The following is a 20,131-nucleotide window of genomic DNA, read 5'->3' on the forward strand; positions in this document are numbered from 1 at the left end:
ATCTCTATCCACTTCGAATCCGGGTTTTGCCAGCGAACCGCTGATGACGGTTTTGAGATTTTCAGGTGGGTCGACTGGCGGATCACGCCAGCGCGGCCCATACATTCGCAAAACAAAGCCCACGGCACGCCGTGGGCTTTATTGGCAGTCAGTCGGGCAAGGCCTTACTGAGGCGAAACTTCGGTTTTAGGTTTGCCGTTGTGCCACTCGTACACGACAAATTTGAAGTCCTTCAGGTCGCCCTTGTCGTCGAAGCTCAGGTCGCCGGTCGGGGTCTTGAACGAACCGGCGTGGATGGCTTCTGCCACTTTGGTAGCGTCTTCGGACTTGGCCGCCTTGATGCCTTCGGCAATCACGGTCACTGCCGAGTAGGACGGGAACACGAACGGACCGCTCGGATCTTCCTTCTTGGCTTTGAACGCGTCAGCCAGGGCAACGTTGGCCGGATCCTGGTCGAAGGATTTCGGCAGGGTCACCAGCAGGCCTTCGGACGCGTCCTTGGCGATCTGGGTGATCGAGTCGTTACCCACGCCTTCCGGACCCATGAAGCGGGCTTTCAGGCCTTTTTCCTGAGCCTGACGCAGGATCAGACCCAGCTCCGGGTGGTAGCCGCCGTAGTAGACGAAGTCGACGCCGGCTTGCTTGAGCTTGGCGATGATTGCGGAGAAGTCCTTGTCGCCAGCGTTGACGCCTTCGAAGACGGCAACCTTGGTGCCTTTCTTCTCAAGGGTCGATTTGACGGCGGTGGCGATGCCTTCACCGTACTGCTGTTTGTCGTGCAGCACGCCAACCACTTTCGGTTTCACGTGATCGGCGATGTAGTTGCCGGCGGCAGGGCCTTGGGCGCTGTCGAGACCGATGGTGCGGAAGATCATTTTGTAGCCACGGGCGGTGATGTCCGGGCTGGTGGCAGCCGGGGTGATCATGATCACGCCTTCGTCTTCGTAGATGTCCGAAGCGGGCTGAGTGGAGCTGGAGCACAGGTGACCGACCACGAACTTGACGCCGTCGTTGACGACCTTGTTCGCTACCGCTACCGCTTGTTTCGGATCGCAGGCATCGTCGTATTCAACGGCTTCGAGTTTCTTGCCGTCGACGCCGCCCTTGGCGTTGATCTGCTCGATGGCCATCTTCGCGCCACTGAACTGCATGTCGCCGTACTGGGCTACTGGACCGGTTTTAGGACCGGCGATACCGATTTTGATGGTGTCAGCTGCGAACGAATGGCTGGCAACCCCGGCCAGAACCATAGCGGCAAACAGTTTGGAAATCTGCTTAGTAGCCTTAGTCATAGTGCTCCACTCTTACTGTTGTATTTTTTAGAGTTCTGGCGCCGTAGCAGCAGAACCGGGTCAGATATCTTTGCGATACCCTCCGGAAAATGCCCCGGCAACTGTACCGGTACAGTGTAGAGCGCCGCTTGATCAACTGGGAAGCGGGCGCCACGGGGCAAAACTTGGGGGTGTCGCATTTTTGAATGAAAGAGACAGAATTGCGGCGGGGCAATCGGGGGCATATATCCCAAAAGGCAGCATTCCCTGGTGTTCCTGCTCTTTTCGTTCGGTGCAGCGATTTGCAACCGGGTTTTTCTGACGGACCACCGACGTTATCATTCGCGTCGATTTCTTTTCCGGACAGCTCCCATGAATCAAGAACCTAGCACCCTCTATGCCAAGCTGCTTGGTGAAACGGCATCTATTACCTGGAAAGAGCTGGAGCCGTTCTTCGCCAAGGGTGCCCTATTGTGGGTCGACCCTGACCTGGATTTGATCGCCGCCGCCGAGGCCGTGGCCTCGGATGAAGGCGAGAAAGTCGCGGCCTGGCTGGCCGACGACAAGGTCGCCAAGCTGTCTGAAACGCGGGCGCTGGATATTTTCGAACGTGATCCGCAGCTGTGGGCCGTGGTGGTTTCGCCGTGGATTCTGATCCAGGAAAGGGCGGCCGTTTAATTGTCTGCACCCTTTTGGTGCCTCGATTGCCGCACCGCAAGTGTGTAGCGGAGTAGCGTGATGGCACCTTGCCGTGGAGAAATGCCACGCCTCACGGTGACGTAAACGTAACGGGAACAGTTTATTGAGCGGCGTGAGGGTCGCTTAATTGTTTCTGGATGTTCGTAAGCTGAATTTGTCGGTGAGGTTGAGGGCGCCTTCGCGAGCAGGCTCGCTCCCACATCGGAATGCACTTTCCTGTGGGAGCGAGCCTGCTCGCGAATGGAGCGACTCGCTGCTGGATCAGACCGAGAACGTCTTCCCAGTATGGTTATTCAGCGAAATCACCTTGGTCTTGCCAATCCGGTGGCGGTAGATCTCGCGCAGGTACTTGATCGACTTCTTCACGCAATCACGCGACAGGCGGATGTCATTGATCGAGACGAACTTGTCTTTATCGTTGATCAGCTCGCGATACTTTTTCTCGTACATCGGTTTGATCGCGTACCAATTGGTATCGAGGATCTTCGCCGGGTTTTCGAATTCGTTGAGCAGGTCGTCGATCCGCTCCTCGTCGAAGTCTTCCTGAATGATGAAGTCGAGAATCGAGTTATCCAGCGTCTCGTCGAAACGGTACGGATTCTTCGCGAAGCAGCGCTTGATGAACGCCACGATCAGCGTGAGGAAGTCGTCCGACAGGCACGGGCTCTTGGCGATCAGGGTGGTCAGCGACAGGTTGGCCGAAGCGCCGATCACCAGCGCGTAGCGCTTGAGTGTGGTGTTGGGGAACAGGCTGTTGAGGTGGGTCTTCAACCGGTTCAGATCCATGTACGACAGTTTGTAGTCTTTCGGCAGCGAGACGATCGAGACCACCGACGAGCAATTCTTGAAGAAGTGCAAATCGTGCAGCGCGGCGGCGTCGTAGCCGGAATTCTTGTACTGCTCAAGCGAAGCGCGATAACGCTTGGATTCGATCGGCAGCAGGCTGATGCCTTCGATGGCCTGAGTGACCTTGTTGAAGTGCGGCAGGTCGATCGAACGGAAGAACAGGTCGTCGATGTTCAGGCGCTGCGGCTCTTTATCGAAGACCTTGAACTTGTCGCTGCTCGGCGGCGGGGTTTCCGGCACTACCGATTCGGCGTAGGCAATCGCCACCGGGCCGGCCAGACTCATGAACAGGTCGTTGGCATCCAGGCGGATGGTTTCGCCGATGTCGATGCCGGCGCGGCGGAAGTAGTTCTGGTCGTAGTCGGTGGTGACTGCCTGCGCCGTCAGAATGTTGAAGATCTGTTGCGAGATGTACTGGTTGGCGTGCTTCTCCATGGCATTGACATCAATGTTCTGGATATTGCCGTCATCGCTTTCTTCGGCGTAACGCATGATGTCGTTGGAGATCAGCATCATCGCGTTCCACGGGCGGATACGCCCCATCACGCTGGCTTCGCTGCTGTCTTCGTTGGCGAAGTTGTAGGAGAAATCCCATTCTTCCGACAGGTACTTGCAGAGCAGGCGCCCGGCGTTGATGTGCAGCGCTTCGGACATTTCGCTGCGGTGGTCGGAAATGTTCGGCAGCACGCAGATGCCGCTGGTGAAGATCGGCTCAAAGACAAACGAATGGCCGCTCTTGCCGTCATGCTCGTCCATCGGCTTGGTGTCGAAGGTCTTGTTCATGTACGAGTGCTGCTGCGCCAGACCGAACTCCGAGGCCATGCCCGAACCGGTACCGCCGCCGGCACTGAAGATCGAGAAATACAGGCGCGACTGGTTGGCTTTGATCCCGCAGCTGTCGATCAGGTACGAGTGGATCATTTTCCAGTCAGGGCTGGAGAAGCGCTGAGTGTCCTTGTTGAGGATGATCTTCGCCAGGTACTGGCCGAGGATCGGCGCGTTACCGGCGCCACCGGCGTGGACTTCGGACAAGTCCATGATCTTCATTTTGCTGTAGTCGCGCAGAAAGCCGCTTTTCTCGCCCTTGCGCGAGAAACGGATGCGCCCGGCGATGTCCTTGTCGAGGTCGCCAAGCATCACCAGCGGTTCGACCAGAAACACCGGTTTGGTCGATTTGCTGGTGCCGATGCGCAGATTGTTCTTGATCCACTGCGCTGGGCTGTAGCCCTTGTCGGCCAGGCGTCGGTCGCTCGGGCGGTCTTCGTTGTTGAATTCGTTGAGGTAGAACTTGCGCGCGTTGTACACCAGCTCCGCCACGTCGAGGGCGATGTTGGAGCCGCAGCGGCCGAGGCCGATCAGGCACACCGAGGGAAATTCCTGGTCGTTGTGCTGCTCGTTGTCGCCTTCCTGATGCGCCGAGCGCGGGAACACCGAATCGCGCAGGCCGTCGAGGTTATCGAGGATGCGGTCGGTGTTGGTTTCGGTGAAGTACAGGTATTGCTGGGTCGACAGCGGGCGCGAAGGCGGCGTCGGCCTGGATGATGACGCGCTGTTCGCGGCGGGGCTCAGGGTCAGATCGGCTGTTGCACTGGCGGGGTTGTTTTTAGAGGTCATGGTGCGCCATTTACCTGGACTGGGTTGGCCCGCCGAACAGTGCCGGCGAACCTCACGGAATAAGATCTCGCGTCTTGTGTGCGCGAATACGGCCCGGGCGTCGTAGTGCTGGCTGGTCTGATCGCCGGGCGGAATCCTTTCCTGATCGTTGATGAATCGGCCATGATTCGGTGATCTTTAATCGAAAAGAGGCGAAATGATGTCAACGCTACCTTCGTTGGGGTTTGCCGGAATCGGCCTGATGGGCCTGCCCATGTGCCGGCGTCTGCTGGCGGCGGGTTACCCGTTGGCGGTGTGGAACCGCAACCCGGACAAGTGCGCACCGCTGGTTGCGGCCGGCGCCCGCCAGGTATCGAGCCCTGCCGAACTGTGCGCACACGCCGACATCGTTATGCTGTGCCTGGCCGATACCGCCGTGGTGCGTGAAGTGGTGTTTGGCACTGGCGGTGTTGCCGAAGGTGCGAAAAACGGCCAGCTATTGGTGGATTTCTCCAGTCTTGAACCGACCGCGACTCGCGAGATGGCCGCAGCGCTGGCCGAGAAAACCGCCATGGGCTGGCTCGATTCACCAGTGTCCGGCGGCGTGGTGGGCGCCGAGGCCGGCAGTCTGGCAATCATGGTCGGTGGTGCAGCGGCAGATCTTGAGCGCGTGCGCCCGGTGCTGCTCAACCTCGGTCAGCGCGTCACGCACATGGGCGGCGTTGGCGCCGGCCAGGTGACCAAGGCCTGCAACCAGATGATCGTCGCGTGCAATGCGCTGGTGATTGCCGAAGTGGTGGCGTTGGCCGAACAGGCCGGGGTCGATGCCAGTCTGATCGCCGAGGCGCTGGCCGGTGGCTTTGCTGATTCGAAGCCGTTGCAGATCCTTGCGCCGCAAATGGCCGAAAGCCGTTTCGAACCGGTCAAGTGGCACGTGCGCACGCTGCTCAAGGATCTCGACACAGCAGTGAAATTTTCCCGCGAGCAGGGCTCGGCGACGCCAATCAGCGGATTGGCCGCACAATTGATGCGCCTGCATGGGGCGCAAGGCTTTTTAGCGAAGGATCCAGCGACGCTGGTGCAAATGTATCGCGCGCCAGACTCAACGGATTGACCCCGAGGACGGGTTTGCGCTGGTTGATTTCATCGAGCACCGCGCGCAATTCGTCCAGCGGCACCGGGCGGCTGAGCAGATAACCCTGAATGAAGTCGCAGCCCGAACGCTCGAGAAACTCATATTGCTCCAGGCTCTCGACGCCCTCGGTGACCACCTGCAGATGCAGGGTGTGGGCCATGACGATGATCGCCTGCACGATCTCCATGTCCGCCGTGGCGGTGGGAATGTCGAGGATGAACGAGCGGTCGATTTTCAGGGTGTTCAGCGGCAGGCGCTTGAGGTAGGCCAGCGACGAATAGCCGGTGCCGAAATCATCGATCGACAGCGACACACCGAGGGCGCGGATTTGCCGCAGCAGCACCAGAGTGTCGGCGATATTGCCCATCAACGCGTTTTCGGTGACCTCCAGTTCCAGGCGTTCCGGGGCAACGCCCGCCGTGTGCAAGGCGTGCTCGATCTCCTCGGCCAGCTCTTCGCGCGCCAGATTCAGCGGCGAGCAGTTCCAGGCGATTTTCAATTCGGCACAACCATGCCGCGACAGCTCGCCAAGATCCTTGCAGGCGCGGCGCAGCACCCAATTGTCCAGTTCGGCGATCAAACCGTTGTTCTCGGCGATACCTATGAAGCGATCCGGTGTGAGCAAACCGTGAACCGGATGCTGCCAGCGAATCAGCGCCTCGAGCTTGGTCACGCGTCCGGTTTTCACTTCGAAGATCGGCTGGTAGTAGAGCATCAGCGCGTTGTCTTGCCGTAGCGCACTGCGCAGTTCTTCTTCCAGTTGCAGCTCGAAACTGGCGCGGGTCTTCAGGCTGGAATTGAAGAAGTGCAGACCGTTGCGCCCGGCGCCTTTGGATTGGTACAAGGCCAGGTCGGCGTGTTTGAGCAGCTCTTCGCAAGTGGTGCCGTCTTCTGGGAACAGGCTGATGCCGATGCTGGTGGTCATCACCATGCGCCGGCCGGCCAGTTCGATCGGCTCTTTCATCTTGTGCATGATGCGCTGCGCCATACCGCGCGCCTCTTCGCGGTCACGCAGGCTGATGAGGATGCAGAACTCGTCGCCGCCAAAACGCGCGACCACGTCTTCATGGCTGCGCACTGAGCTCTTGATGTGTTGGGCGATGACTTTGAGCAGCGCGTCACCGGCATCATGGCCGAGGCTATCGTTGATGCGCTTGAAGTGGTCGATGTCGAGAAACATCACCGCGAGCATGCCGCCCTCGCTGGTTTTCTGGCTGAGTTTTTCGGCGAACATCTGGTTGAAACCACGGCGGTTGATCAGATTGGTCAGCGCGTCGTAATTGGCCGCTTGCTGCAGGGACATGCGCGCCTGATCGAGTTGGCTGAGCAAGGCGTTGACCCGGCGCAGGTCGTTTTCCTTGTTCTGCAGTTTCTTGTCGGCGAGGGCGGCGCTGATCGCACTGCCGAGAATCAACAGGATGATCAGCGCCACGGTCAGGCCCAGTTGCAAATGCCCGGTTTCACTGCCGCTCGCTGCCAGGGCACCTTCGGGAAGCACCAGATCCAGCGCAGCCATGCCGGTGAAGTGCATGCTGATGATGCCGGCACCGAGAATCAGCGCCGCGCTGTACTTGAGCAATTGATGCGCGACGCCGCTGCCTTCGCTCAAATAGCGGGCTACCCACAGCGCAGTGAAACTGGCGCCGATGGCAATCAGCACCGACAGCGCGAACAGCCCTGGCTGATAGTAGGCGGTGGCGCTCGACTTCATCGCGGCCATGCCGACGTAATGCATGCCGGCGATGCCCAAACCGATGACACATGCGGTCTTGAGGCAATGCAACGCGCTCGGCTGCACCTCACTGAGGGTATGCATGGCCAGCCACGAGGCGAGCAGGGCGATCAGTAACGACAAGAGGGTGATGCCGAGGTCGTACTGAATATCGATGGGGGTCTGGAAGGCCAACATGCCGATGAAGTGCATGGCCCAGATGCCGCCGGCCAGGCAGGTCGCGCCGATCCAGCGCCAGATTCGCCGCGACCCCGGATCTTCGGCATGCACCAGGCGCTCTGCCATGTCCAGGGTGGCGAAGCTCGCCGCGCAGGCGACCAGATAGGCCACCATCACCAACAAAGGGTTGTGGCTGCAATCGAGGAGAATCTGCCCGCTCGCCGGCAGCTCGGCAACAAACTGCAAACCAAGCCACTCCATAGCATGCCCCGTCTCGGATTCATCTGGCCCGTGCGTCAATCAACGCAGGCGAATGGATGGAGTATAGAGGCGGTTTTCACGCTGCAAGGCGTAGTGGCACATTGGTGGTAATGATTTTGCCATTAGCCTCATAGCGATTTGCGCTAAGGCTAGGCAATGCGCTCCAGCGGCAGATCATTCCAGTGTGGCGGCAAGGGCGGCAGGCCGTGGGCAGCGCGGGCCTTGTCGCAGTCCGGATTGTGTTCGCCGTTCTCCCACGATGCCTCGAACTCACGACACGTACTCGAGCGCTTGTCATAGATCGTGCAGGCCACGGCACTGCCGACCTCACCCGCCAGGGACATGCAACGCGCCGGTTTGCGATCGGTGCCGATCATTGCCACCCGGCTCGGGGTGATCTGCGCGACCAGTTCATCGGGCACCGTTCCGCCAGAGGATGAGCACTCACCCCAGAAAAAAGACACACGAAAATGGGAACAGCAGGCACCGCAATTCAGACACGGACTGGCTTCGGACATGGGCGGGGGTATCAAAGGGATTGATCGGAAGATCCGGACGGATCCGGCGGCCATTCTAGACTTTGCCATGGCGTTGGGAAGGGGGGCGCGAAACTATTTTTTTGTCGCCGGATTTTGCCGCGAAAGCCCCGTATGGCGGGGGATTCCAGACTTATCAAGGGCTTACGTTTCGTTACAGTGCGATGGGTCGATATCAGGCTGACGAATGATGACAGACAGCCCCCGTGCGGCTGACTAGATTGCAGGTTCCGGGCTCGACGCGCTGGCAGTGAAGCCCTCATAACAATAAAGAGACGGACCCATGCAGAACTCGACCCAAGCGGCGAATGCCTGGCGCATTCTGTTCCTGCTGTTCCTCGCCAACCTGTTCAATTTCTTCGACCGCACCATCCCGGCGATCATCATCGAACCGATCCGCATGGAATGGCACCTCAGCGACTTTCAGCTGGGCATCATCGGCACCGCGTTCACCATCGTTTACGCCATTGCCGGCCTGCCACTCGGGCGCATGGCCGACACCGGTTCACGCAGCAAGCTGATGGGCTGGGGCCTGGCCACCTGGAGTGCGCTGACTGCGGTCAACGGTATGGTCGGCAGTTTCTGGAGCTTTTTGATCGTGCGCATGGGCATCGGCATCGGCGAAGCCAGTTATGCACCAGCGGCCAACTCGCTGATCGGCGATCTGTTTCCGGCGCACCGTCGGGCGCGGGCGATGGGTATTTTCATGCTTGGCCTGCCGCTGGGGCTGCTGCTGGCGTTCTTCACCATCGGCGCGATGGTCAAGGCCTTCGACAGCTGGCGCGCGCCGTTCTTCATCGCCGCCGTGCCGGGGCTGATCCTCGCGGTGTTCATGTTCTTCATCAAAGAGCCGAAACGCGGCGCGGCTGAAACCGTGCAGGTCTCGCAAGAGAAAGTCGACAAACCGATCCGCCGCGTCCTCGCCGTGCCGACCTTCCTGTGGCTAGTGATGGCCGGGCTGTGCTTCAACTTCGCGACCTATGCCTGCAACTCGTTTCTGGTGCCGATGCTGCAGCGCTATTTCCTCATGCCGTTGCAGGAGGCGGCGGTGGCCACCGGTGTCATCGTTGGCGTGACGGGATTGGTCGGGCTGACCCTTGGCGGCTGGATCGCCGACAAGATCCACCAGCGCTTCGCCAGTGGGCGGCTGCTGTTTGCCGCGTTCAGTCTGATCATTTCGACGTTGTGCACAGCCTGGGCGCTGCATGCCGGGCGCATTGAGATCGGCGTCTTCGTCGCGGTGTTCAGCGTTGGCTGGCTGTTCGCGTACAACTTCTATACCTGCGTGTACACGGCGATTCAGGATGTCGTCGAACCGCGCCTGCGGGCCACGGCGATGGCGTTGTTCTTTGCCGGTCTGTATCTGCTCGGCGGCGGGTTGGGGCCAGTGGTCGTGGGTGGGCTGTCGGATCACTTCGCGCACACGGCGATGCTGGCGGCAGGGGCTGAGCAGATGACCGAAGCGTTCAAGGCTGTCGGCCTGCACGACGCGATGTACCTGATCCCGGTGGCGCTGTTCCTGACCATGGTCTTTCTGTTTCTGGCGTCGCGGTGTTTTGTCCGCGATGCGCAGCGGATGAAGGAGGGGTTGGTGGCGGTGGTTGAGCCTGAAATTTCTGCGGCGACTGCCTGACCGTTTTCGCGAGCAGGCTCGCTCCCACATGATCGTTCCCACGCAGAGCGTGGGAACGATCGGCCCGCATCACTGCGGGCCTCTTGGTTTTCAGCGGTGAAGCGGGGCGGTTAGCCCGCTACCAACACCCGAATCGCTTCCAGGCGCAGCGCCGCTTTGTCGAGCATCGCCAGACCCTGCTCACGCTGAGTGCGCAACGCCTCCAGTTCGCTGTCGCGCACGGTCGGGTTGACCGCTTGCAAGGCGGTCAGGCGCGCCAGTTCTTCGTCAGTGTCGGCGGCCAGACGACGGCGCGCTTCAGCCACACGCTCGGCGTGACGCGGGGCGATCTTTTCTTCGCCGGCGTTGATCCGTGGCGTCAGCTGATCGCGCTGGGCCTGGATGAACTTGTTGGCGCTTGCGCGGGGCACGCTTTCCAGCTGATCGTTGAGGGTTTCGAACGACACCCGTGGCGACAAGTCGTTGCCATTGGCATCGAGCAGGCAACGCAGCGCCGCCGGTGGCAGGTAGCGACCCAGTTGCAGCGAGCGCGGTGCGACCACTTCGCTGACGTAGAGCAATTCCAGCAACACGGTGCCTGGTTTCAGCGCCTTGTTCTTGATCAGCGCGACGGCGGTGTTGCCCATCGAACCGGACAGCACCAGATCCATGCCGCCCTGCACCATTGGGTGTTCCCAGGTGATGAACTGCATGTCTTCGCGCGACAGCGCCTGATTGCGGTCGTAAGTGATGGTCACGCCTTCGTCGTCGCCCAGCGGGAAACTGGCGTCGAGCATCTTCTCGCTCGGCTTGAGGATCAGGGCGTTTTCCGAATGGTCTTCGCTGTCGATGCCGAACGCGTCGAACAGGGTTTCCATGTAGATCGGCAGGGCGAACTGATCGTCCTGCTCAAGGATCGCCTCGACCAGCGCTTCACCTTCGCCAGCGCCGCCGGAATTCAATTCCAGCAGACGGTCGCGACCGGTGTGCAGCTCGGCTTCGAGACGCTCACGCTCGGCGCGTGCCTCGTCGATCAGCGCTTGCCACTCGCCGTCATCGGCTTCTTCGAGCAGCGGCAGCAGGCGTGGGCCGAACTGATGCTGCAAGGCGTTGCCGGTCGGGCAGGTGTTGAGGAAAGCGTTGAGTGCTTCGTGGTACCACTGGAACAGGCGCTCTTGCGGGCTGGTTTCCAGGTACGGCACGTGCAGTTCGATGATGTGTTTCTGGCCGATCCGGTCGAGACGACCGATGCGCTGCTCGAGCAGGTCCGGGTGCGACGGCAGATCGAACAGCACCAGATGATGAGCGAACTGGAAGTTGCGACCCTCACTGCCGATTTCCGAGCAGATCAGCACTTGCGCGCCGAACTCTTCGTCGGCGAAGTAGGCGGCGGCACGGTCACGCTCGAGGATGTTCATGCCTTCGTGGAACACCGTGGCCGGGATGCCGGAACGCACGCGCAACGCGTCTTCGAGGTCCATCGCGGTTTCGGCGTGGGCGCAGATCACCAGCACCTTGGTGCGCTTGAGCATTTTCAGCTGATCGATCAGCCACTCGACGCGCGGATCGAATTTCCACCAGCGCTCTTCTTCACTGGCTTCCGGCTGGGCCTGGAAGCTGACTTCCGGGTACAGCTCGGCGTGTTCGTCCAGCGGCAGTTCGAGGTATTCGTCCGGGCACGGCAGCGGGTACGGGTGCAGTTTGCGCTCCGGGAAACCCTGCACAGCGGCGCGGGTATTACGGAACAGCACGCGGCCGGTGCCGTGGCGATCGAGCAGCTCACGGACGAGGCGGGCGCTGGCTTCAGTGTCGCCATCGTTGACGGCGGTGAGCAGGGCTTCGCCTTCGTTGCCGAGGAAACCGTGAATGGTCTTGTGCGCTTCGGCCGAGAGACGGCCCTTGTCGAGCAGTTCCTGCACGGCTTCGGCGACCGGGCGATAGTTATCGCTCTCGGCGCGGAACGCGGCCAGGTCGTGGAAACGATTCGGGTCAAGCAGGCGCAGACGGGCGAAGTGGCTGTCCTGACCGAGTTGTTCCGGGGTGGCGGTGAGCAGCAGCACGCCGGGAATCACTTCGGCCAGTTGCTCGACCAGCGAATATTCCGCGCTGGCCTTGTCTTCATGCCAGACCAGGTGATGCGCTTCGTCGACCACCATCAGGTCCCAACCGGCAGCGAACAAGGCGTCCTGCGCCTTCTCGTCGTCGACCAGCCACTCCAGCGCGACCAGCGCCAGTTGCGTGTCTTCGAACGGGTTGGTGGCATCGCTTTCGATAAAGCGTTCTTCGTCGAACAGCGCGACCTGCAGATTGAAACGGCGGCGCATCTCCACCAGCCACTGATGCTGGAGGTTTTCCGGGACCAGAATCAGCACGCGATTGGCGCGGCCCGAGAGCAGTTGGCGATGGATGACCAGACCGGCCTCGATGGTTTTACCCAGACCCACTTCGTCCGCCAGCAATACGCGCGGGGCGATACGGTCGGCGACTTCGCGGGCGATGTGCAGCTGGTGCGCGATAGGTTGCGCACGCACGCCGCCCAGCCCCCAAAGTGAGGACTGCAACTGACGGCTGGTGTGTTCAAGGGTGTTGTAGCGCAGGGAGAACCACGGCAGCGGGTCGATCTGCCCGGCGAACAGACGGTCGCTGGCCAGACGGAACTGAATGAAGTTCGACAGCTGGGTTTCCGGCAGGGTGACGACTTCGTTCTGCCCGTTGAGGCCGTGATAGACCATCAGCCCGTCGACATCGTCGACCTGCTGCACGGTCATCTTCCAGCCTTCGAAATGGGTGATGGAGTCGCCCGGCGAGAACCGCACGCGGGTCAGGGGCGCATTCCGTAGCGCGTACTGGCGGGTTTCGCCAGTGGCCGGGTAAAGCACGGTCAGCAAGCGGCCGTCCTGTGCCAGAACGGTGCCTAAACCAAGCTCTGCTTCGCTGTCACTGATCCAGCGTTGCCCCGGTTGATACTGCTGCGCCATGCTGCCTGACTCCCACCTTGAAAAAGCGGGCTATCTTAACGGAATGCGACCCTGAGGCCAAAGAAATACTGGGGTAGGAGCTGCCGCAGGCTGCGATCTTTTGATCTTTGAGAACCCTTCAGGTTTGAGCTGTCTGATAAGGATCGCAGCCTGCGGCAGCTCCTACAGGTGCGAGGTGCATCACACAATTACGACAGGCGGCTCAAGGCGCCTGCACCCCAGCCGATAGCCTGCAGACAGGAGACCTTTATATGTTGCCACCGATGCTCCCCTTGAGCGCCGTGCCGATCACTTCCCAGCAGGATCCGATCCGCCAGCGGCCGGACATCCCGCCGGTGGTGCCGGTGCAGGAAAGCTCCAACGAAAGCACGATCGACCTGCAGAAGCGTGATCCGGAAGAGGATCGCCTGCTGGCGCGAGAAGAACAGCGCCGCCAACAGGAACGTGACCGCCGACGTCGCGAGGCCGATGAGGATCCGGAAGAGCATCTGGCCGTGCCGGGCACTGAGCTCAATGCCGATAACACCGTGCCGGTGGTGCCGTTGATTGACGATCAGCCGCGTCAGGGCTTGTGGGTTGATATCGAGATTTGAGCAGCGACTGGTCAGCGCCTGCGCCAAGCGGCATGATTGGCGCAATCCTGTCGGTGACGGCAGCTGTGATCTCTTCTGCGATGTGCCGGATGCCATGAGCCAAGACGACAAACTGATCGACCTCAGCACTGAACGCGCCAAGCGAGTGCATGACCTCAACGAGAAGCGCCTGAACGAAGTGCGCCAGGCTTTCGAGCAGGCGATGCCGTTGGGAAAAGCCAAGAAAAAGTCGAAGAACAAGCCGAAAAAGCGTTGATCTCCCGCTGCATTGGTTGATGCAGATCAGTTATTTCCCCTCCTTTATTTCTCAACGTTGCGGATATTGATCCTGGTCAATATGTGCGCCTGTGTGTTTGTTAATTTGAATCCATCGCAGCAAAGCAAAGCAAAGCAGGGCCGGGAGGTCAGTCATGTTTTTCGATAACGTGGTGTTTGCCGGGGTTCTCACGGTGGGGCTCATGGTGCTGTTTTTTGCAGGGTTTGGATTTTTTATCTGGAAGGATGCGCATAAGCGGCGCAAGTGAGTTCTTCTGGATTGATGGGCACGCAAGGCATTTTGGGGCGACTTCGGTTGCCCCTTTTTTTTGTCCCTTGGCGGCCTTGGCGGCCTTGGCGGCCTTTGGGCCGACCAGGCTGTTGGGGTTTTGGGGGTATATCCATTGCTTCGGTAGCGGCTGCTGGCGGTTTCGCCTGACGGCGACTTACTTTTTACAAGCGCCTAAAAAAGTAAGCAAAAAACGCTAGCTCCTGCGTTCGGCCCTCGCAGGCTCGGGTCCCTTCGCTCCGGGACTGATCCGGGCGCAGCGGCTACGGTTTGCTTCGCTGCACCTCCTTCCGCTGTGTCTGGCTGCGCCAGACGGTCGCTGCGCTCCCACGCCCGGATCAATCCCTCCACTCAGCCTTCCGACGTCGCCCGTAGATCAAAAGCACTCGAGCTTGCGCTCATTGTTGAGTGGTTAGAAGCGTCGCATGGCTTGAGATTTTCGGTGGATTCGCCCCTCACCCCAGCCCTCTCCCGAGGGAGAGGGAGCCGATTTTTGCGGTGTTCAAAACCTGCATTCGACTCGGTATCGCAAGTCGGCGTGTTTCGCCCAAACACCTCGGTCAGTCCCCTCTCCCTCTGGGAGAGGGCTAGGGTGAGGGGCTCTTGATCTGGCTTTGGCTTTTGCTTTTGATCTTTTGCCCCTTCGGCAGGCTTCGTTACGGGATCGATCCGGGGGTGGGAGCGTAGCGACCGTACGACGCAGTCGTACACAGCGAGTGTAGGTGCAGCGAAGCCAACCGGAGCCGCTGCGCCCGGATCGGTCCCGTAACGAAGGTACCCCGAGCCCCAGCGAGCGGGCCGTACGCCGGGGCAAAGCCTTTTGGGTTACCTTTTCGGCGTTTGGAAAAGGTGACTCGCTGTAAGAGCGAAACCGCCAGCGGCAGCACCCGCAGCAACGGATATGCCCCCCAATCCAAAAAACAAAAAAGGCGCGATTCCAAAGAATCGCGCCTCCTTCACAAGCAACAATCGATCAACTACCCAAAGCCTTCGAAGCCAACCAGAACAACCCGGCCGACAGCGCCACGGTCGCAGGCAAGGTCAACACCCAGGCCAGCAGAATAGTCTTGACCGTGCCACCCTGCAGGCCGCTCTTGTTGGCAACCATGGTCCCGGCCACACCCGAAGACAACACATGAGTGGTCGACACCGGCAGGCTGAAAATGTTGGCCATGCCGATCAGGCTGGCGGTGGTGATCTGCGCCGACATGCCCTGGGAATAGGTCATGCCCTGCTTGCCGATCTTCTCGCCAATGGTCAGCACCACACGCTTCCAGCCGACCATGGTGCCCAGGCCCAGTGCCAGGGCGACCGCCAGAATCACCCAGAACGGGGCGTATTCAGTGGTGGTGGTCAGGTCTTTGCGCAGCTTGTCGAGGTCAGCCTTTTCACGGGCTTCCAGGCCAGGCAATTTGCCGACTTTCTTCGCCGTGTCGTCCAGGCAGAGCAGGTAGCGACGCACTTCGATGCGGCTGTCCGACGACAGCGAATGGTAGTCCGCTACACCTTTGAGGGTATGCAGCAGGGCGGTGATGGTCGGTTCGGTCTGCTGCGGGTTGCAGCGGAACTTCTCCGGCAGGTCGCCTTCCACGCTCTTGCCCAGGGCCAGGAACTCACCCAGCGAATCGGCGTTGCGCTGGTAGAACTGGCTCAGGTGCAGGGTCGCGTCGCGGGTGCGTTCGATCTGGTAGGTGGTGCTGTTCAGATCGAGTACGAACTGCGCCGGGACGATACCGATCAGCACCAGCATGATCAGGCCGATGCCTTTCTGGCCGTCGTTGGAACCGTGCACGAAGCTCACGGCCATGGCCGAGATCACCAGGACCAGACGGTTCCAGAACGGCGGGTGCTTTTTGTCGTCGATCTTGCGGCGCTGTTCCGGCGTCTTGTGCATCTTCGACAGCGGGCGCCACCATTTCAGGCCGATCAGCACCAGCGCGGCGATGAGGAAGCCGGCCATCGGCGAGAACACCAGCGAGGCGCCGATGTCGATCGCTTTCTGCCAGTTCACGCCATCTCTCAACGGAATGTCGTTGATCAGCGCGTTGGCCAGACCGACGCCGAGGATCGAGCCGATCAGGGTGTGCGAGCTGGAAGCCGGGATACCGAAGTACCAGGTGCCCAAATTCCAGGCGATTGCCGCGGCGAGCAACGAGAACACCATCGCCAGGCCATGGCCGGTGTTCACATTGATCAGCAGTTCAACCGGCAGCAGGTGGACGATGGCATAAGCCACGCCAACGCCGCCCAGCAGCACGCCGAGGAAATTGAACACACCGGAAAAGAACACCGCCAGGTGTGGCGGCATGGCTTTGGTGTAGATAACAGTGGCTACCGCGTTAGCGGTGTCATGAAATCCATTGATGAACTCGAAGGCGAGGACAAACGTCAGGGCGAGCAAGAGGCTCACAAGCACCCAAGCATCCAGTCCGCTGAATAAATCGATCATGAAGGTTTTCTGACCCGGTCGTAAGGGGGCGCGATTATGCCAGAAAAGACAGGAAATCGATGCCCCGTCTGCTCACTGGTCACACCCTTCTTCGATTTAATTTGTTGCAGGGCGTGAAAACCAAGCAGCACGCAGGGTTTTTCAACTACTTGATTTTATTGAATAAACTATATTTTCGAGCCGTTTTTTCAGACATCGCAAAGGCTCAAACGCTTGTCTGAAATATCTCTGAAACCTGTGGGACGCTCGTTCATAAGCCGCAGAACAGCGATGCAGCCGCTGCCCGCGGTTAGCGGGCGCGCGAGGTGTCGTCTTCCACCGCGCTGTGGCTCAGGTGGACGCCGACTTTCGAATGCTCAACCGCCGTGGCTCATGGCTCTTCGGCTTTGAGTTCCTTTTCGATCTTTTCGATTTCCTGCTTGAACACCTGATCCTGAACAGTAGGGCGCTTGCGCCATGCCTTGCGTTCCGGTTCCGGCTGAGCGGCGTAGGTGGTGACTTCCCCGCCGTAAACTTCCTTGTAACGTTGTTCCTGGCGCTCTAGTTCCGCGCGCAGTTCGTCTTTCGTCACGGTGCTACCTGTATGAGTTGAATTGAATATCCGGTGAAACACACTGCAACGAGTCAATTGAGCGAACCCGCCAGTCATCCACAGCCCGATCAGGCGCGGAGACATTGCAGAGGCGATCAAGACTTCCGTGTTACAGGCGGCTACGGCACCAGATAAAAACTGACGCAGCATCAGTTTCCTGTTTCAGCGAGCGCTGGCGTTGCATGTGTGATGGGCGCCGGGCGCTGGCCGGAGCTGAGACGAAGGACCTCGTCTCAGCAAGTCACGGGCTTTTGATTAAAGCGCCGCGACTAGGGTGCATTATAGCGGCCGATTCGGGAATGACTATCTTTGCCAAGTTAAAAACAGTTCTGAATGTGTGAGGGTTTTGTTACCGGCAACTTTTACCGCTAGTTAAGTGTAAAGACCGCGTTATAGAACAGGCGTTCTGTTTTTGGCGCCATTAACTGGAACAACTAAGTTGCGAGCAGAATCGCTAAAGCTGCCTCAAGGATGAAGAGGAGGGCGGGCGGCTGGATTGCGATTATCGGTCGGCGGTTCGATAATCGCCCAATGTTGGCGCCGCGATGCTTGTGCATCGCGCGGCGAGCCGTTTGACTAGGCATCGATGCGTGCCGGACAAGGACAAGAAATGAACGATCAAATGCGCAACTCCTTCACGTCGGTGGCGCCGCCCATCGTCGCTTCGCCGGCCAAGCGCATTCAGGCGCTGACCGGTGATCCGGATTTCATGACGTCCTTGGCCCGTGGTCTGGCGGTGGTGCAGGCGTTTCAGGAACGTAAACGCCACCTGACCATCGCGCAGATCAGTCATCGCACGGAAATTCCCCGCGCCGCCGTGCGCCGTTGTCTGCACACGCTGATCAAGCTCGGCTACGCCACCACCGACGGGCGCACCTATTCGCTGCTGCCGAAAGTGCTGACCCTCGGCCACGCCTATCTGTCCTCAACCCCGCTGGCCGTTTCCGCACAGCCGTATCTCGACCGTATGAGCGAGCAATTGCACGAAGCCTGCAACATGGCGACGCTGGAGGGCGATGACATTCTCTATATCGCACGTTCGGCGACCACTCAGCGATTGATCTCGGTCGACCTTTCCGTCGGTGGGCGGTTGCCGGCGTATTGCACGTCGATGGGGCGGATTCTGCTAGCGGCACTGGATGACACCTCCCTGGGCGAATACCTCGACCACGCCGAACTGGTGGCCAAGACCAGCCGCACCATTCATACCCCGGACGCGTTGCTCGAATGTTTGCAGCAGGTGCGTCAGCAGGGCTGGTGCATTGTCGATCAGGAACTGGAACAGGGCCTGCGTTCGATCGCCGTGCCGGTTTACGACGCCTCCGGGCAAGTGGTCGCCGCGCTGAATGTCAGCACCCATGCCGGGCGGGTCAGTCGCGCCGAGTTGGAGCAGCGCTTCTTGCCCGGCCTGCTCAGCGCCAGCCGCGACCTCAGTGCGCAGTTGTTCGCCTGAGGAAGCTGTTCGATAAACGCACAGTGTTGCGTTTATCGAATTGACGCTAAAACCCTCGGATCATTAATGTCGCGGCAGCGTCATCCGGCGCTGATGTGAATGAGCTCGCCGGACTGTCGACCCCATAATAATGACAAGAGGCAACTCACCATGCGCTCGCTCCCCGACTGTCCGTATCCCACCCGTTGTTGCCGGGTTCACCGCAACGCCTGATAACAACCTTCTATTCTTGTGACCGTGCCTTCCTTTGGCCGGCCGCCGTTCGACTGCGTTTTTTGCGTGGAATAAAAATAATGAACCAGCCTCAGTCCGCTGTGGGTAACTGCCTCGATGTGCAGACCTTTATCAACGCCCAACCGATCTCGCGCTATCAGTGGCGAGTGGTGATCCTGTGTTTCCTGATCGTATTTCTCGACGGCCTCGACACCGCCGCCATGGGCTTCATCGCCCCGGCGCTGTCGCAAGACTGGGGCATTGATCGCGCCAGCCTCGGCCCGGTGATGAGTGCCGCGCTGATCGGCATGGTCTTCGGCGCCCTCGGCTCCGGCCCTTTGGCTGACCGCTTCGGGCGCAAAGTCGTACTCGTTGGTGCGGTGATTCTGTTCGGCGGCTTCAGCCTGGCCTCGGCTTACAGCACCAACGTTGAACAACTGCTGGTGTTGCGCTTCCTCACCGGCCTCGGTCTCGGCGCGGGCATGCCCAACGCCACGACGCTGCTCTCGGAATACACCCCGGAGCGCAAGAAGTCGCTGCTGGTGACCAGCATGTTCTGCGGCTTCAACCTCGGCATGGCCGGCGGCGGTTTCATCTCGGCAAAACTGATCCCGGCGTTCGGCTGGCACGCGCTGTTGATGATCGGCGGGATCCTGCCGCTGATCCTCGCGGTGGTATTGGTGTTCTGGCTGCCGGAATCGGCGCGCTACCTGGTGGTACGCAACCGCGGCACCGACAAAGTTCGCAAGACCTTGGCACCGATCGACCCGGTTACCGTCGCCCAGGCCGCGAGCTTCAGCGTGCCGGAACAGAAAACCGTCAAGGCGCGTAACGTTTTCGCAGTGATTTTCTCCGGCACTTACAGCACCGGCACGCTGCTGTTGTGGCTGACCTATTTCATGGGCCTGGTGATCGTCTACCTGCTGACCAGTTGGCTGCCGACGCTGATGCGCGACAGCGGCGCGAGCATGGAACAGGCCGCGTTCATCGGTGCGTTGTTTCAGTTTGGTGGGGTGTTGAGCGCGGTCGGGGTGGGCTGGGCGATGGACCGCTTCAATCCGCACAAGGTCATCGGCATTTTCTACCTGCTGGCCGGGGTGTTTGCCTACGCGGTAGGGCAAAGCCTGGGCAACATCACCTTGCTGGCGACGCTGGTGCTGGTCGCAGGCATGTGCGTCAACGGCGCGCAATCGGCGATGCCGTCATTGGCAGCGCGCTTCTACCCGACCCAGGGCCGTGCGACCGGGGTGTCGTGGATGCTCGGCATCGGCCGCTTTGGCGCGATCCTCGGCGCGTGGATGGGCGCAACCTTGCTCGGCCTGGGCTGGAATTTCGAGCAAGTGCTGACCGCGCTGGTGATCCCGGCGGGGTTGGCGACGGCGGCGGTGTTGATCAAGGGCATGGTCAGTCATGCGGATGCGACCTGAGTCGGGCGCAGATCGTTATTGAACAGGCTGGCCCCTTC

15 protein-coding genes are annotated in these 20,131 nt (G+C 60.1%); 8 read left to right on the forward strand and 7 right to left on the reverse strand.

The window, feature by feature from the left end:
- Positions 1–164: 164 nt before the first annotated feature.
- Positions 165–1,292, reverse strand: coding sequence for a branched-chain amino acid ABC transporter substrate-binding protein (locus AB4N73_RS01290; protein ID WP_016771354.1), 1,128 nt, complete (start codon positions 1,290–1,292; stop codon positions 165–167).
- Positions 1,293–1,643: 351 nt separating this feature from the next.
- Between AB4N73_RS01290 and AB4N73_RS01295 the strand changes: the two genes are divergently transcribed.
- Positions 1,644–1,949, forward strand: a complete 306-nt coding sequence (locus AB4N73_RS01295) for a DUF2288 domain-containing protein (RefSeq protein WP_016771353.1) — start codon at positions 1,644–1,646, stop codon at positions 1,947–1,949.
- A gap of 282 nt (positions 1,950–2,231) precedes the next feature.
- Here the strand turns inward: AB4N73_RS01295 and AB4N73_RS01300 are convergent, their stop codons facing one another.
- Positions 2,232–4,430 carry a hypothetical protein gene (locus AB4N73_RS01300; protein WP_460142840.1) on the reverse strand — a complete coding sequence of 733 codons (2,199 nt, stop codon included), beginning with the start codon at positions 4,428–4,430 and terminating at the stop codon, positions 2,232–2,234.
- Positions 4,431–4,626: 196 nt separating this feature from the next.
- Here AB4N73_RS01300 and AB4N73_RS01305 point away from each other — a divergent pair, with 196 nt between their 5' ends.
- Positions 4,627–5,523: an NAD(P)-dependent oxidoreductase gene (locus AB4N73_RS01305; protein WP_460142841.1), complete on the forward strand. Its 897-nt coding sequence runs from the start codon at positions 4,627–4,629 to the stop codon at positions 5,521–5,523.
- Here the strand turns inward: AB4N73_RS01305 and AB4N73_RS01310 are convergent.
- Positions 5,414–7,696 (reverse strand): putative bifunctional diguanylate cyclase/phosphodiesterase, encoded by a 2,283-nt coding sequence (locus AB4N73_RS01310; protein WP_423663499.1) that lies wholly within the window; start codon positions 7,694–7,696, stop codon positions 5,414–5,416. The genes AB4N73_RS01305 and AB4N73_RS01310 overlap by 110 nt on opposite strands.
- A 149-nt stretch (positions 7,697–7,845) precedes the next feature.
- Positions 7,846–8,214, reverse strand: coding sequence for a YkgJ family cysteine cluster protein (locus tag AB4N73_RS01315; RefSeq protein WP_024011928.1), 369 nt, complete (start codon positions 8,212–8,214; stop codon positions 7,846–7,848).
- 301 nt (positions 8,215–8,515) lie between these two features.
- On the opposite strand from AB4N73_RS01315, the gene AB4N73_RS01320 reads away from it, so the two are divergent.
- Positions 8,516–9,865 carry a spinster family MFS transporter gene (locus AB4N73_RS01320; protein ID WP_073475856.1) on the forward strand — a complete coding sequence of 450 codons (1,350 nt, stop codon included), beginning with the start codon at positions 8,516–8,518 and terminating at the stop codon, positions 9,863–9,865.
- 110 nt (positions 9,866–9,975) lie between these two features.
- Here AB4N73_RS01320 and rapA read toward each other — a convergent pair whose 3' ends face one another.
- Positions 9,976–12,822, reverse strand: a complete 2,847-nt coding sequence (gene rapA / locus AB4N73_RS01325; protein ID WP_460142842.1) for an RNA polymerase-associated protein RapA — start codon at positions 12,820–12,822, stop codon at positions 9,976–9,978.
- Positions 12,823–13,073: 251 nt separating this feature from the next.
- Between rapA and AB4N73_RS01330 the strand changes: the two genes are divergently transcribed.
- From AB4N73_RS01330 to ccoM, 3 genes are all read left to right on the forward strand, one after another.
- A complete protein-coding gene (locus AB4N73_RS01330; RefSeq protein WP_024011931.1) occupies positions 13,074–13,415 on the forward strand; it encodes a hypothetical protein in 342 nt (113 codons plus the stop codon).
- A gap of 94 nt (positions 13,416–13,509) precedes the next feature.
- Positions 13,510–13,671 carry a hypothetical protein gene (locus AB4N73_RS01335; protein ID WP_016771347.1) on the forward strand — a complete coding sequence of 54 codons (162 nt, stop codon included), beginning with the start codon at positions 13,510–13,512 and terminating at the stop codon, positions 13,669–13,671.
- A 154-nt stretch (positions 13,672–13,825) separates the two neighbouring features.
- Positions 13,826–13,939, forward strand: coding sequence for a cytochrome c oxidase subunit CcoM (ccoM, locus tag AB4N73_RS01340; RefSeq protein WP_016771346.1), 114 nt, complete (start codon positions 13,826–13,828; stop codon positions 13,937–13,939).
- 993 nt (positions 13,940–14,932) lie between these two features.
- Here the strand turns inward: ccoM and AB4N73_RS01345 are convergent.
- The gene (locus AB4N73_RS01345) at positions 14,933–16,408 is read right to left on the reverse strand and encodes an inorganic phosphate transporter (protein ID WP_016771345.1); all 1,476 of its coding nucleotides are present in this window, start codon (positions 16,406–16,408) and stop codon (positions 14,933–14,935) included.
- Positions 16,409–16,778: 370 nt separating this feature from the next.
- Positions 16,779–16,979 (reverse strand): hypothetical protein, encoded by a 201-nt coding sequence (locus AB4N73_RS01350; protein ID WP_008080067.1) that lies wholly within the window; start codon positions 16,977–16,979, stop codon positions 16,779–16,781.
- Between the two features lie 631 nt (positions 16,980–17,610).
- Here AB4N73_RS01350 and pcaR point away from each other — a divergent pair.
- Positions 17,611–18,453, forward strand: coding sequence for a pca regulon transcriptional regulator PcaR (gene pcaR, locus AB4N73_RS01355; RefSeq protein WP_016771343.1), 843 nt, complete (start codon positions 17,611–17,613; stop codon positions 18,451–18,453).
- Between the two features lie 293 nt (positions 18,454–18,746).
- Positions 18,747–20,093 carry a 4-hydroxybenzoate transporter PcaK gene (locus AB4N73_RS01360; protein WP_073475852.1) on the forward strand — a complete coding sequence of 449 codons (1,347 nt, stop codon included), beginning with the start codon at positions 18,747–18,749 and terminating at the stop codon, positions 20,091–20,093.
- The last annotated feature ends 38 nt before the right edge of the window (positions 20,094–20,131 follow it).

Source organism: Pseudomonas sp. S3_B08 (genome assembly GCF_054667725.1).

Bases quoted from the DNA above. Each gene is read 5' to 3' on its own strand.
- rapA (WP_460142842.1), bottom strand. From the start codon at position 12,822: ATGGCGCAGCAGTATCAACCGGGGCAACGCTGGATCAGTGACAGCGAA.
- AB4N73_RS01320 (WP_073475856.1), top strand. From the start codon at position 8,516: ATGCAGAACTCGACCCAAGCGGCGAATGCCTGGCGCATTCTGTTCCTG.
- AB4N73_RS01360 (WP_073475852.1), top strand. From the start codon at position 18,747: ATGAACCAGCCTCAGTCCGCTGTGGGTAACTGCCTCGATGTGCAGACC.
- AB4N73_RS01310 (WP_423663499.1), bottom strand. From the start codon at position 7,696: ATGGAGTGGCTTGGTTTGCAGTTTGTTGCCGAGCTGCCGGCGAGCGGG.
- AB4N73_RS01345 (WP_016771345.1), bottom strand. From the start codon at position 16,408: ATGATCGATTTATTCAGCGGACTGGATGCTTGGGTGCTTGTGAGCCTC.
- AB4N73_RS01300 (WP_460142840.1), bottom strand. From the start codon at position 4,430: ATGACCTCTAAAAACAACCCCGCCAGTGCAACAGCCGATCTGACCCTG.
- AB4N73_RS01330 (WP_024011931.1), top strand. From the start codon at position 13,074: ATGTTGCCACCGATGCTCCCCTTGAGCGCCGTGCCGATCACTTCCCAG.
- AB4N73_RS01290 (WP_016771354.1), bottom strand. From the start codon at position 1,292: ATGACTAAGGCTACTAAGCAGATTTCCAAACTGTTTGCCGCTATGGTT.
- AB4N73_RS01295 (WP_016771353.1), top strand. From the start codon at position 1,644: ATGAATCAAGAACCTAGCACCCTCTATGCCAAGCTGCTTGGTGAAACG.
- AB4N73_RS01335 (WP_016771347.1), top strand. From the start codon at position 13,510: ATGAGCCAAGACGACAAACTGATCGACCTCAGCACTGAACGCGCCAAG.
- AB4N73_RS01315 (WP_024011928.1), bottom strand. From the start codon at position 8,214: ATGTCCGAAGCCAGTCCGTGTCTGAATTGCGGTGCCTGCTGTTCCCAT.
- pcaR (WP_016771343.1), top strand. From the start codon at position 17,611: ATGAACGATCAAATGCGCAACTCCTTCACGTCGGTGGCGCCGCCCATC.
- ccoM (WP_016771346.1), top strand. From the start codon at position 13,826: ATGTTTTTCGATAACGTGGTGTTTGCCGGGGTTCTCACGGTGGGGCTC.
- AB4N73_RS01305 (WP_460142841.1), top strand. From the start codon at position 4,627: ATGATGTCAACGCTACCTTCGTTGGGGTTTGCCGGAATCGGCCTGATG.